The sequence below is a fragment of the [Mycobacterium] manitobense genome (assembly GCF_025821665.1).
GTDB classification, from domain to species: domain Bacteria; phylum Actinomycetota; class Actinomycetes; order Mycobacteriales; family Mycobacteriaceae; genus Mycobacterium; species Mycobacterium arseniciresistens.
This window is the reverse complement of the sequence record NZ_JACKSJ010000047.1, coordinates 62,084-75,863: the sequence shown is the minus strand read 5'-3', so window position 1 is coordinate 75,863 and position 13,780 is coordinate 62,084. Positions and strand designations below refer to the sequence as shown.

Annotated in this window: 8 protein-coding genes; 5 read left to right on the top strand and 3 right to left on the bottom strand. The window is 68.2% G+C overall.

Going from position 1 to position 13,780, the window contains the following annotated elements:
* The first annotated feature begins 26 nt into the window (after window positions 1-26).
* From H7I41_RS06290 to H7I41_RS06280, 3 genes are all read left to right on the top strand, one after another.
* Complete coding sequence (locus H7I41_RS06290) at window positions 27-3,473, top strand: alpha/beta fold hydrolase (protein WP_264011710.1); 3,447 nt, start codon at window positions 27-29, stop codon at window positions 3,471-3,473.
* Entirely contained in the window at window positions 3,470-5,044 is a 1,575-nt protein-coding gene (locus H7I41_RS06285) for a GMC oxidoreductase (RefSeq protein WP_264011709.1), read from the top strand. Before H7I41_RS06290 ends, H7I41_RS06285 begins: the two co-directional genes overlap by 4 nt.
* A 94-nt stretch (window positions 5,045-5,138) precedes the next feature.
* Window positions 5,139-8,327: an ATP-binding protein gene (locus H7I41_RS06280; protein WP_264011707.1), complete on the top strand. Its 3,189-nt coding sequence runs from the start codon at window positions 5,139-5,141 to the stop codon at window positions 8,325-8,327.
* On the opposite strand, the gene H7I41_RS06275 is transcribed toward H7I41_RS06280, so the two are convergent.
* Complete coding sequence (locus tag H7I41_RS06275; RefSeq protein ID WP_264011706.1) at window positions 8,314-8,865, bottom strand: hypothetical protein; 552 nt, start codon at window positions 8,863-8,865, stop codon at window positions 8,314-8,316. The genes H7I41_RS06280 and H7I41_RS06275 overlap by 14 nt on opposite strands.
* Window positions 8,866-9,162: 297 nt before the next feature.
* Between H7I41_RS06275 and H7I41_RS06270 the strand changes: the two genes are divergently transcribed.
* The gene (locus H7I41_RS06270) at window positions 9,163-10,749 is read left to right on the top strand and encodes a metallophosphoesterase family protein (protein ID WP_264011705.1); all 1,587 of its coding nucleotides are present in this window, start codon (window positions 9,163-9,165) and stop codon (window positions 10,747-10,749) included.
* A gap of 9 nt (window positions 10,750-10,758) precedes the next feature.
* On the opposite strand, the gene H7I41_RS06265 is transcribed toward H7I41_RS06270, so the two are convergent.
* Both H7I41_RS06265 and H7I41_RS06260 read right to left on the bottom strand, forming a co-directional pair.
* On the bottom strand, window positions 10,759-12,012 hold the full coding sequence (locus H7I41_RS06265) for an MFS transporter (RefSeq protein ID WP_264011704.1): 1,254 nt from the start codon (window positions 12,010-12,012) through the stop codon (window positions 10,759-10,761).
* Window positions 12,009-12,470 (bottom strand): MarR family winged helix-turn-helix transcriptional regulator, encoded by a 462-nt coding sequence (locus H7I41_RS06260; protein WP_264011703.1) that lies wholly within the window; start codon window positions 12,468-12,470, stop codon window positions 12,009-12,011. Before H7I41_RS06260 ends, H7I41_RS06265 begins: the two co-directional genes overlap by 4 nt.
* A 122-nt stretch (window positions 12,471-12,592) precedes the next feature.
* On the opposite strand from H7I41_RS06260, the gene H7I41_RS06255 reads away from it, so the two are divergent.
* The gene (locus tag H7I41_RS06255) at window positions 12,593-13,780 is read left to right on the top strand and encodes an NAD(P)/FAD-dependent oxidoreductase (protein ID WP_264011702.1); all 1,188 of its coding nucleotides are present in this window, start codon (window positions 12,593-12,595) and stop codon (window positions 13,778-13,780) included.

Below are 13,780 nucleotides of genomic sequence, written 5' to 3'. Positions count from 1 at the left end.
TGTTCCGTCGGTCCGAGGGGTGGACCATGCCGCAACGCCACGCTCCAGAACAGAGTCAGGGTCAACCGCTGAGCCGGTTATCGTCACCGCTCACCGAGCTCGACGGCCATGCGTCGGTGATCGTGATCGGATCCGGCTATGGCGGCGCCGTCACCGCCAGCCGGCTCGCGCGCGCCGGACAGCAGGTCTGGGTGCTGGAGCGCGGCCGCGAGCTGCACCCCGGCGAATTCCCCGACACGCTGCCCGAGGCCATGGCCAACGGTCAGCTCACGATCAACGGCACCCGCATCGGCAGCCCCACCGGCCTGCTGGACATGCGGCAGTACGACGACATCGGTGTTCTCGTCGGGTGTGGTCTGGGCGGGACGTCGCTGATCAACGCGAACGTGTCGTTGCGAGCAGAGCCCGCGGTCTTCGAACAGGACTGCTGGCCAGAAGAACTGCGCAGCGCAGACGCACTCGATGAGGGCTACCGGCTGGCCAGGGCGATGCTGCAGCCGCAGCAGCTGCCGGAGTCCCACCGGGATCTGCCGAAACTGCGGCTGCTCGAGAAGGGATCGGCGGCGCTGCCGTCCGCGCACTTCTCGCTGCCCTTCCTCAACGTCCGCTTCGCCGACGGCCCCAACGCCGCAGGCGTCGGTCAGCAGAAATGCTCGATGTGCGGCGACTGCGTGTCCGGGTGCAACGTCGGCGCGAAGAACACGGTGCTGATGAACTATCTGCCCGACGCGGTGGCCCATGGCGCGAAGATCTTCACGAAGGTCGCCGTCCACCACCTCAGCCGCGACGGGGACCGCTGGAAGGTCCACTACCGGCCGCAGGACATCGGCCGCGAACTGTTCGACGCGGAGCCGATGACCGTCACCGCCGACATCGTCGTGCTGGCCGCGGGCACCCTCGGCTCCACCGAGATCCTGCTGAGGAGCGACGAGATCGGCCTGTCGGACCGGCTCGGCGAAAGGTTCAGCGGGAACGCCGATGTGCTCGCCTTCTCCTACAACGGTCCCGAGCCGGTCAACGGCATCGGGTGGGGCATCCATGGCGATGACCGTCACCCGGTCGGGCCCTGCATCACCGGCCTGATCGAGGTGCAGGACGGGCCGCTCGACCAGCACATGGTCATCGAGGAGGGCGCCATCCCCGGCGGCCTCGGTGCGCAACTGGCCGCCTTCTTCGGCATCGCGAATCGGCTCGGCGGGGTGGACACCGACCGGCGATGGGTCGACGAGCCGGAGGAGCTGGGCCGAGAGCTGCAGAGCCTGCTCGCCGGGCCGTACCGCGGCGCCCTGAACAACACCATGACGTATCTGGTGATGGCGCACGACGGCGCCGACGGCACGCTGGAACTCGACGACGACGACCGGGTGCGGGTGCGGTGGCCGGAGCTCGACGACAAGAAGGTCTTCGACGTCATCAACGACCGGCTCGAAGCGGTCGCCACGCCACTGCGCGGGACCTACCTCAAGAATCCGCTGCAGTTCGACGAGCAGCGGCAACGGCTCATCACCGTGCACCCGCTGGGTGGCTGCCCGATGGGACAGGACGTCGACACGGGCGTCGTCAACCACAAGGGCCAGGTCTTCGACGGCCGGTCGGCGACATCGGTGCACCCGGGACTCTATGTGGCGGACGGCTCGGTGATTCCCACGTCGCTCGGCGCCAATCCGCTGCTGACCATCACCGCGATTGCCGAACGCAACGTGAACATCCTTGCCGCAGAACGAGGCTGGACCATCGACTACGAGGGGCAGACTCCGGCACTCCCGCAGCGACCCACCACCGTCGGGATCGGCTTCACCGAACGGATGGCCGGCTGGGTGATGACCGGCGACGGGATCCCGAGCGACCCCGCCACCGCCGCAGAGCGAGGGAAGGCCGCGCACAGTCCGATGTCGTTCCTCTTCACGATCACCGCCGACGACCTCGACGCGTTCCTGAAGAATCCGTACCGCCGCGCGGAACTGTTCGGGACAGTGGACGTCCCCGCGGTCTCGAGCGATCGACTGCAGGTCAAGGCCGGCACCTTCAACCTGCTCGTCCCCAACCCCGACCGTGTCGGCATGGTCAACATGATCTACACCGCCACGCTGGAGGACACCAGGGAGCAGACGTTCTTCCTCCGCGGCCGCAAGGACATCCGCGACGACCGCGGCCTCGACGTCTGGTCCGACACCACGACGCTCTACGTCGACCTCTACGCCGGGGCCGACGACACCGGTGACCTGCTCGCCCGCGGCGTCCTGACGATCACCCCTGAGGCGTTCGCCAACCAGCTGCGCAGCATGCGGGTCACCGGCACCCACGACGTCAAGGAGATCGTCGCGGCGAAGGCCAGGTTCGGCAGATGCTTCGCGACCGAACTCGCGGGCGTCTACGGCGGTGTCGCGTCGCCGGCGCGGCTGATACGCACCGACGTCCCGCCCAGGAAGACGCGCGCGCTGCGCGTGCCGGCGCCGCAACGCCATCCGTTCACCACGCCCGACGGTGTCGACCTGCTGCTGACCCGCTACCACAGCGGCGACAAGGGACCGGTGCTGGTGACGCACGGCCTCGGGGTGTCCAGCACCATCTTCACGATCGACACCATCGACACCAACCTCGTCGAGTACCTGTGCGCCCGCGGCTACGACGTCTGGCTGCTCGACTACCGGTCCAGCATCGACCTCCCGGCCTCCAGGACGGAGTACACGGCCGACGACATCGCGGAACACGACTACCCCGCCGCCGTCGACTACGTACTACGGAACACCAAGGGCAAGAACACCGTCCAGGTGGTGGCACACTGCTTCGGGTCGACCGCGTTCATGTGCGCCATGCTCGCGGGACTGCAAGACGTCCGCGCCGCGGTGTGCAGTCAGATCGCCACCCACATCGACGCCCCGTTCGTCACCCGGCTCAAGTCTGGGCTGCGGGTGCCGCGGCTGCTCGAGCGGTTCGGCATCGACACGATGACCGCACGCGCGTATGACCACGAGAAGCTGCGGGAGAAGCTGTTCGACCAGGCGCTGAACCTGTGGCCGATGGGTGACGAACGGTGCACCAGCGCGACGTGCCACCGGATCTCGTTCATCTACGCGCTGCTCTACGAGCACGATCAGCTCAACGCACTGACCCACCAGGACGGGCTGCCCGAGATGTTCGGCATCACGAGCACATCGGCGCTCGATCACCTGGCGACGATGGTGCGGCACCGGACCGTGGTGGGCGCCGACGGGTCCGACCGCTACATGCCCCACCTGCGCCGGCTCGCGCTGCCCCTGACGTTCATCCACGGGGCGAAGAACGCGTGCTTCAAGCCGAGCAGCACGGAGAAGACCATGCAGGCGCTGACCGAGGCCAACGGTGACGGCTTCTACCGGCGCCACTTGATCCCGGACTACGGCCACATCGACTGCATCTTCGGCAGGAACGCTGCCGCAGACGTGTTTCCGTACATCGTCGGTGGTCTCGAGCCCACCGCGCGAGCGCGATGAACGGGGACTCGCCGCGCTTCGACGCCGTCGTGGTGGGGTCGGGCTTCGGCGGATCGATAGCCGCGCACCGGATGGCCGAGGCCGGTCACTCCGTCTTGGTCCTCGAGCGTGGCAGGCACTACCGGCCCGGCCAGTTCCCCCGTGACGTCACCGACATCGATGCGCTGTTCTGGCGACAGCGCCGCGGGAAGCAGGCCACCGGCCTCTACGACCTGCGGTTCTTTTCCGGCGGTGGCTGTGTCGTCGCGGCAGGCGTCGGCGGTGGTTCCCTGGTGTATGCCGGCGTCAACGTCCGCCCGGTGCAGAAGGTGTTCGACGACCCGCGGTGGCCGGCGGGGACCAGCCGTCACAGTCTCGATCCCTACTATGACCGGGTCGCGAAGATGCTCGAGGTGGCGCCGCTACCGGTCGGTGAGCGGGTGCCGAAACGCGAGGTCTTCCGGTACGCCGGGGAACAGATGGGCAGGCCCGTCGTCGATCCCGACGAATCGGTGCGTTGGCCGGCCAGGACAGCGCTACTGGCCTCGTCGCGCCATCAACCCTGCGTGTACTGCGCCGAATGCGAGTTCGGCTGCCAGGTCGGCGCCAAGCACACGGCCGACAGCACCTACCTCGCCGAGGCGCGCGCCCGTGGCGCCGTGGTGCGGCCGGGGCGCGTGGTCGTCGGACTGCGCGCGGTGACCGACGGCTACGCCATCACCCATCGCGACGTCGTCACGGGAACCCAAGAGGTCACGGTCGCGCGGCGGGTGGTCCTGGCGGCGGGCACACTGGGCACCACCGAGCTGCTGCTGCGGTGCCGTGATGTCGACAAGACGCTGCCGTTGCTCAGTCACGCTCTTGGGCAGGGATTCTCGGCCAACGGTGACTTCCTCGGGTCTATCCACCGGGCCGATGTCGACCTGTCACCGAACTTCGGCCCGGACGTCACGTCGGTGATGCACTTCTTCGACCAGGCGCCCGAGTTCACCCTGGCGGCACCGACGTTCAACGAGGCCGTGATGAAGGCGCTGGCAAATCTCGGCCAGCCCTCGGCACGCATCCTGCGGCCGTTCGCGCCGCTGCTGTGGCGACTGCTGCCATGGGCGGTGCCGCAGATGTTCGCCCACGGCCTACTGTCCAGGCCGCTGAAGTACCTGGCGCCCGGCAGGTTGGACTGGCGCCGGTCGACCAATCTGTTCGGGATCGGCCGCGACAACGCCAACGGCCGGCTGCATCTGACGACGCGCGGTCTCGACATGACGTGGGACTACGGGACCGAGAACGCCGAACTCATCGAACGGCAGCAACAGGCGATGCACAGCCTCACCGACTACTACGGCGGCACCTTCGCACCGCTGATCTTCTGGAATGCGTTCCGCCGCACCGTCACCGTGCACCCGCTCGGCGGCTGCCGGATGTCGGACAGCCCCACCACCGGTGTCGTGAACGCTGCCGGCGAAGTGCACTCCTATCCCGGACTCTTCATCGCCGACGGGTCGGTGGTGCCTGCGTCGATCGGCTTCCATCCGGCCATGACGATCTCGGCACTCGCCGAACGCACGTGTGATGCAGCGCTGGCAACGATGTGAGACCGCTGGCCGGCACAATCACCCCTCGCAGCGGCCGGCAGGGCATATCCTGACCGGGCGCGGTACTCGAACTGCCGAGACGACGGGTAACCGAATGACGGCGACTGCGTGCCACAGGTGCGGCACGGAACTTCGAGCGTCGGCTCGCTTCTGCGACGCCTGCGGATCGGCTGTTGCCCGCACGCCGGACGTGGCCGAGTACAAGCACGTGACAGTCCTCTTCCTCGACCTCGTGAGATCGATGCAGATGGCCGATCAGCTCGGCGCCGAGCGGCTGCGTGAAGTCCTGACCCAACTCGTCGACCGGGCCGGGCACGTGGTGCAGCGCTACGGCGGGACGGTCGACAAGTTCACCGGCGACGGTCTGATGGCGCTGTTCGGTGCGCCCATCGCCATGGAGGACCACGCGCTACGGGCGTGCTTGGCCGCCCAGGACATCCAGCGAGCGGCGAGCCGATTGTCCGAGGAGACCGAACAGCGCGACGACGTCCGTCTCCAGATCCGCGTCGGCCTGAACTCCGGACAGGTGATCGCGGGCAGGTTCGGATCGGACCTGCTGACCTATACCGCCGTCGGCCGGCACGTCGGCATGGCTCAGCGGATGGAGGCGGCGGCGCCACCCGGCGGGGTGATGATCAGCGAGTCCACCGCCCGGCTGGTGGAGCACGCGGCGGTGCTCGGTCCACCGGAACTGGTGCACGTCAAGAACGTCGACGAACCGGTGCCGGCACGACGCCTCGACCGCATCGACCCCGACCGGCGACCCATCACCCGGGTGGAGTCGAAGTTCGTCGGCAGGCACTGGGAGGTCGGCGCCATGGACGGCCTGCTCGACCGTGCCGTGCAGGGGCAGGGCAGCGTCGCGTGTGTGGTCGGACCACCGGGAATCGGCAAGAGCAGGCTGGTGCGCGAGGCCGCGGCGTCCGCTGCGGAGCGGGGCGTGGACGTCTTCTGGGGATTCTGCGATTCGCATGCCGGCGAAGTCCCGTTCCATCTCGTCACCCGCCTGTTGCGGTCGGCGTTCGCCCTGACCGAACTCGACGACCAGGCGGCCAGGCTGCAATTGCGCGCCCGCGCGCCCGACGCCGACGAGCAGGACCTCCTGCTGTTCGACGATCTGCTCGGAATCGCCGACCCCGCCGTCGAACTGCCCAAGATCGACCCAGGTGCCCGCCGCCGTCGACTCACCGCGCTCGTGAACGCGTCACAACTGAAGCGGTCGCGCCCCGCGGTGTACGTCATCGAGGACGTCCACTGGATCGACGACGTCAGCGATTCGATGCTGGCCGATTTCCTGGCGGTGGTGCCCCGGACGCCCACGCTCGTCCTGGTGACCTACCGGCCGGAGTACCGCGGGCGCATCACTTCGATCGCTGGTACGCAGATCATCTCCCTTCTACCGCTTCACGATTCGGAGATCTCAGTGCTGATCACGGATCTGCTCGGCGTGGATCCGTCGGTGCAGGGCCTGCAGCGCGCCATCGTCTCGCGCTCCAGCGGTAACCCGTTCTTCGCCCAGGAGATCGTGCGGGACTTCATCGAGCGCGACGTTTTGCACGGTCAGCGCGGGGCGTACCGGTCCGTCGAGGACGCCGCGGAGGTGACCGTACCCGCCACCCTGCAGACCACCATCGCCGCCAGGATCGACCGCCTGGATCCGGCCGCCAAGCAGACCCTCAGCGCTGCCGCGGTGATCGGATTGCGGTTCAGCACGCTGCTTCTCGCCGACCTGATCGCCGAGCCGGAGGTGGCCGACCTGTTGTCGGCCGAACTCCTCGAGCAGGTCCAGTTCACGCAACCGGAGGAGTACGTCTTCCACCATCCGCTGATCCGGGCGGTGGCCTACGAGTCGCAGCTGAAGTCCGGTCGCGCCGATCTGCACCGCCGGCTCGCGGCGGCGATCGAGCGCCGCTGGCCGGAGTCGCTGGACAAGAACGCGGCAGTCGTCGCTGAGCATCTCGAGGCGGCGGGTGATCTGCACGCGGCCTACGGCTGGCACATGCGGGCCGGGTGGTGGTCGCTCAACCGGGACATCCTCGCCGCCCGCCTCAGCTGGGAAAGCGCCTGCGCGGCAGCCGATGCGCTGCCGGCCGACGACCCGGCGCGGACGTCGATGCAGATCGCGCCGCGAACCCTGCTGTGTCTGACCGCGTGGCGGGTGCACGTCAGCATCTTCGGCGTCCCGTTCGACGAACTGCGGCAGCTGTGTGAGAAGGCCGATGACAAGGCGTCCCTCGCCATGGGCATGGCGGGCCTGGTGATGGAACATGCCAATCGCGCACAGCTGAGGGACGCCTCCGCACTCGTCGCGGAGTACATGGCGGTGATCGACTCGATCGGCGATCCGAACCTGACGGTCGGACTGTCCTTCGCCGCCATCCAGACCAAGGCGGAGACCGACGAGCTGAGCGACCTCATCCGGTGGGCCGACACGGTGATCGACCTCGCCGAAGGCGACCCGACCAGGGGCAACATCGTGATCGGCTCGCCACTCGCCACCGCGATGGCCGCCCGCGGATTCGCCCGGTGGGGCCAGGGGGATCCGCAGTGGCGCGATGATTTCGACCATGCGCTGGAGATCGCGCGGCAAGCCGATGCGCTGTCCCATTCGATCGTCATCGGATACAACTACCTGGCCACCATCGTCGCCGGCGTGCTGCTGCCGACCGACAAGGTGCTCCACGACATCGACGAGGCACTGCAGATCGTGCAGCGCACCGGGGACGACTTCGGCCTGGCGATGGTCAAGTGCTCGCTCGGATTCGCACTGGTCAACCGGGACGACGCCATCGAGCGGCAACGCGGTTTCGAGGTGCTCGGTGACGTCCGGCAGATGTGTGTGGAGGGCAGCTACACCCTCACCGAACTCCCGGTCATCGACGTGTTCCGGGCACGTGAATGGGCCAGGGCCGGCGACGTCGACGGAGCGCTCACCGTGATGCGCGCTGCGTTCGACGACGTGTTCCGGACCGGTGTCGTGGGATGGTGCAATCCCACCACCCGGATCCTGGTCGAGACCCTCGTCTCCCGTGGCACCGAGGCCGACCTCCGGGAGGCGGAGATCGCCGTCGACCGCCTGGAGGCAGGTCCGAGGCACGCCGGGCTGGCGATGCGGCACACCGTCGTGCTGCGGTGTCGTGCGCTGATCGCACAGGCGCGCGGCGACGATGCCCGATACGTCGATCTGCTCGACGGGTACCGCACGGCCGCTGCGGATCACAGGTATCAGGGCCACGCCGCCTGGGCCGCCGCAATGCCGAGCGTCTCCGTCACCAATCGTTGATCACGCCCCGCAGCTTGAGGACGAACAGCACAGCGCCGAGGATGACGGCGACGAGATGCGGCAGCATCACGTGGACGTGGAACCACGGATTCCGTCCGGGGACAGAGAGTCTCGGCGGGGCCGCGCGGTCACGCTGCCCGCTCTTTCGCTGGCGCTCGGAGACCGACCAGGACCAGTCGATCAGGGGCGAGGACGCGGTGGTGCCCTCCGGTGTGGCCACGCCGAAGAGTTCGTAGCAGGCAATCTCGATGTCGCGCATGCGCAGGTAGTAGTGCACCTGATGGCTCTTCGTGGAGGCTTCGAGCGCCCAGAACGCCAAGCCGCTGGTCGAGGCGACCAGGAACAGGCCGGCGTGGCCCTGTTGGAACGCCAGTCCCAGGCTGGCAAGGCTCAACGTCACGCCCCAGCCCTTGATCGTCAGCAGCCTCTGGTCGAAACCGTTGACGATCTCGATCAGCTTGCCGTACTCGGAGCGCATGTCGTCACGCAGGCCGGCCGGATCACCCGTGGCGGCCGGCGTGGTCGGAGATTGCGTCATTCCCCGAGCGTCAGCTCCGATGCTGTCCTGGTCACGAGTAGTCGACTACCCGCACGAGGTGGGGTACTGCGTTACCCGAGATCACCGCGCCGATCCGGGTAGCGTCCGACACAGGGAGGTGATCGGGAGATGTCAGTGACTGATCGTGAAACCACCAGTGCCAATGCGACACCGGAGACCGCGGAGCGTAACGGAACCCCACCGCGTCGGCCAGAGAACCTCGAAGATCTGGAATTCCAGCGGCGGAGACCGGTGCGGTGGTTCAGCCCCTCGACGCTCGCAAGGTCCGGTATCAAGGTGATCTTGTCGGTGGTCCTCGGCGAGTACCTCGACAAGCGCGAGCTGCAGCAGTCTCTTCCGCCGAGGATTCCGCCGGAGAAGAGCACGGATAAGGACATATGGGTGGACTTCGTCGCCGACACCGCCGACGGTTTCAACCCCACCTACACGGTGGCCTGGTGCCTTTCCCAGCCGGAGATCACCGTCTCCGGGCACGAGTTGCCCCGCGCCGACCTGTTGGTGCTCGGCGGCGACCAGGTGTATCCCTATGCGACCGCCCAGGAGTACGAGGACCGGTTCCGCGGGCCCTACGAGGCGGCGCTGCCGTGGTGTGCCGGGAAAGCGCCACGCATCGTGGCCATTCCCGGCAACCACGACTGGTACGACGGGCTGACGGGCTTCATGCGGGTGTTCGCACAGAAGGGCTGGGTCGGCGGTCGTGAGCGGGCGCAGACCCGCAGTTATTTCGCCGAACGCCTGCCCGGCCGGTTCTGGCTGTGGGGCATCGACATCCAGTCAGGCGCCTACCTGGACGCAGCGCAGATCGAATACTTCCAGACCGTGGCGAAGCGGATGGCCGACGGCGACCGGTTGATCCTGTGCACGGCGAAACCCAGCTGGGCCGACGTCCCGCGCGAAGCAAACGCCTACGACAATCTCGCGTACGTCGAGAAGCACCTCGTGCCCGACCGGGTGGTCACCGTGCTCATGCTCTCCGGCGACAAGCACCATTACGCGCGGTACGACGCTCCGGCGCTCGGCGGCGCCGACCGGGCGAGGATCACCGCGGGTGGCGGTGGTGCGTTCCTCTCGTCCACCAACACGCTGAGCGACCATGTGCGCGTGCCCGAGCCCCGTTCCTCCGGCGGCAACGAGTCGCTGAAGCTCTGTGGAAAAGAGCAACTGACATTGGGCACGTGCTACCCGGGCAAGGGAAGATCTCGCCTGCTTGCCCTTCGCGCGCTGTTGCTCGGCTGGTACAACCCCTCGTTCGCCGCCCTGATCGGAGTGCTCTATCTGGCGCTGTTCTGGTTGACTGGGTCGGCGTCCGGGGTGGCCGGCGCCACGTCTTTCGTCGCGCTGCTGGTCGACCGTGACGTCACGAGCGTCATCCTCATCCTGATGCTGTGGTTGTTGCTGTCCGCGTTCTTCGATGCCCCCGCCATGAAGTGGGAACCACTGCGATACCTGTTGCGGTTCACGGTCGGAGCGCTCCACACCGGCGCACACATGTGCGCGCAGGCCGGTGTCGCCTGGATCGCGCTGCAGATCGCGCAGGGCGGGGGGATTCTCGCCTACGCCGTCGTCTTCGTGCTGGGCGCGGTGGTGGGGACGGTGGTGTTCGGCGCGTACCTGCTGGCCGCGTTCTTCGCACTCAAAAGCCACGCCACCGAGACGTTCTCGGCGTTCCGCTACGAGGGCCACAAGAACTTCCTGCGGATCCACGTCGGCGCCGACAAGGTGACGGTGTATCCGATTGCAATCGACCGAACCTGCCGCGGGTGGACCGTCAACCACGGTGATATGCGGCCCGACGCCTCTTATCTCGATCCCGTGACACCCATCGGGATGAAGTTGATCGAGGATCCGATCGTCCTCCGGTAGTGCAGGCGTTCAGAGCCCGGGCAGCGGGCCGCTCAACGCCTTGGGCCGGCACAGCAGCGCGACGACCACGGTCACCACGGCGGTGACGATGAACGCGACGAAGACGTTCGCGGCGTCGGCGGTACCGCCGAGCAGTGCCGCGGCCAGCGGGCGCGAGCCGATGAATCCGACGAGCCAGAGTGCCATGATCCGGCCGCGTAACTCCTCGGGCGCGCGCTCCTGCACCACCGTGCTCAGACCCGTCATCGCGCAGCCGAATCCGACACCTGCGATGGTGAACCCGGCCAGAGCGACGGCGGTGTTCACCTCGACCGCGAGCATCGCGGTGCCTGCCGCCATCAGCCACAGGCCGAGCGAGGACACCGGCGCCGACGCGACACGGTTCTGCAGGATCGCCAGCGCGGCCATCCCGACCGCGGCGCCGACCCCGAAGGCCGCTGAGAGCAGGCCGACGAGTTGAGTGCCGCCTCCGAGTTCGGCGGCCAGCGACGGGGTGAGGGTGATCGACGGATCGGCCGCGAACCCGACCGCCGACACGGCCACCAGTGCGAGGAACAGCGGGCGGTCCCGCCACACGTACTTCACCGCCGCGCGGACCCGGTAATCGGTGCCCGCCAGCCGCTTCGGCGGCTTGGGGAAGTGCACCAGGAGCAGCAACAGGGCGAAGACGAAGTGCAGTCCGGCGCTGACCGCGAAGCCCGTCGCGGCGCCGAGGTGCGCCGCGAGGTACGCGCCGATGACCGGCCCGAAGACCCGTCCCACCGTCATCGGAAAGCTGTTCAGCGCCATCGCGGTGGACAGTTCGCCGTCGCGGATGAGCCTTGGCACGATCGACTGCATGGCGGGCCCGCCGATCACGAATCCGATGCCCACCAGCAGGGTGCCGGCCAGGATCGGCACCGCCGCGGCGTTGCCCGTAAGCCCGGGGTCCAGCGCGTACCAGAGGGCGGTCGACCCGGATCCGAGCACACACATCACCCGCCCCCACAGGATCTGCTTCGCCGGATCGCCGAGGTCGGCCCACTTGCCGCTGGTCGGGCTCAGGATGAGCTGGGGGCCGAACTGCACCACGCCGACCAGTCCGACCATCAGTGCCGATCCGGTCGCCTGGTAGATGACGATGGCCGACACCATCCCGTGGATGTACACGGCGACGACGGCGAACATCTTGCCCCAGAACAGCGTCCCGAACGTCGGGTCGAACATCAGCCGCAGTGCGCGGCGTGGTTGCGGGGGAGCGGCGGCGGTGGCTTCGGCCGTCATCGGCGCACCCGGCCCTCGAAGTCGACTGCGAGCCGGTCCAGCAGCCCCACCAGCGCGTCGACGTCGTCGTCGGGCCAGTGCGCGATGACATCGGTGACCAGTTCGCGCCTGCGGTCGGTGACCTGAGCGAGGGCTTTGCGGCCGACGTCGGTCAGCGCCAGGGATGATCGACGTTGATCCTCGGCGGCAACGGTTTTCGTCAACAGGCCGGCGGCGACGACGGATGCGACGGTGCGGCTCGCGGTGGAGTGCTCGACGGCCAGGTAGTCGGCGATGTCACCGATCGATGCGGGCTGACCCGCGAGGTCGCGCTGTTCGACGGCGCGCAGCACCCGCAGGCTCGACACCGACACCGGGTCGGCGTCGCTGAGCAGCAGGCGGCGCCATTCCGGCCGCTGGCGAACCACGTGGATGCGCGTCAGCAGCTCGTCGAGGTGGTCGTAGCGCGACTGAGCCATTTAATATGCATAGCACATACATATTTATCGAGAGAAGCCGGGGCTGGCGCCGCAGGAGGGCCGCTACGACGCCTCAACCACCGGCGCGGCCGCCGCTGCAATAATGACGTTCGCGGAACTCGATGCGTAGCAAAGCCCGCCGCGGGTACTCCGACGGGGTGCGGGCATCAGGGTTGATCGCCGTCGGAAGCGGACCGGCGGGACTGAATGCCGCCTCGGCCTTCCGCGCCCGCCATCCCCGCGTGCCCGTCACGATCCTTGCCGCCGACCCGGCGATGCCCTACGAGAAGCCGCCGCTGAGCAAGGAATTCCTCTGCGGCCGGCGCTCGGACGTCGACCTGAGGTCAGCCGACTGGTTCGCCCGCCACGACCTGGATCTCGTCCTGGGCATCACCGTCGAGTGCCTCGACGTCGACAACCGCGAGGTGGTCACCCGCGGCGGCAGGCGCTATCCCTACTGGCACTGCGTCCTGGCCTGCGGCTCGAGCCCGGTGCCGCTCGACGTGCCCGGCGCGGGGAACGCCCTGCACCTGCGTTCGTTCGCCGACGCCGTGGCGCTGCGGATGGCGGCACTCAGCGCCCGGTCGGCCGTGGTGATCGGCGGCGGCTTGATCGGTTGTGAGGCGGCGGCCTGCCTGGCCAGCGACGGCATCGCCACCACACTCGTCGCAGGCGAACCCGTGCCGCTGCTGCGGCGTTTCGGCGTGGACGCCGGGGAACGTGTCGCGAAGATCTTGTCCGACAACGGTGTCCGGTTCATCGGCGCCGCCGAGGTGGCCGAGATCGACGACCGCGGCGTCACCTTGGCGACCGGGGAGGCCGTCGACGGCGACGTCGTCGTCGCGGCCACCGGCGTGCGGCCCGACATCAGCCTGGCTGTCGAGGCGGGCCTGCGCACCGACCGCGGTCGCATCGTCACCGACGAGCACATGCACACCTCGGTCTCGGATGTGTACGCCGCGGGCGACGTCGCGCTGGCCTACAACGTCGACGCCCGCAGGCATGTGGCCGCCGAGCACTGGCGCGATGCCGCCCGGCAGGGCATGATCGCAGGCGAAACCGCAGCCGGTTACCCCCGCTCATGGGACGACGTCCCCGAATTCTCTTGCACCATAGGCGATTCGACGTTGAAGTACCGCGGCTGGGGAACCAGCTACCAGCACAGCCGGCTGATCGACCACCGCGATGGGTTCACCGTCTGGTACGAGTCGGACGGCGAGGCGGTCGGCGTGCTCAGCCTCAACGCCGACGAGGACTACCGGCAGGCGGCCGGGCTGGTTCGCGCGCACGCGCACATCGACGGGTCGTGA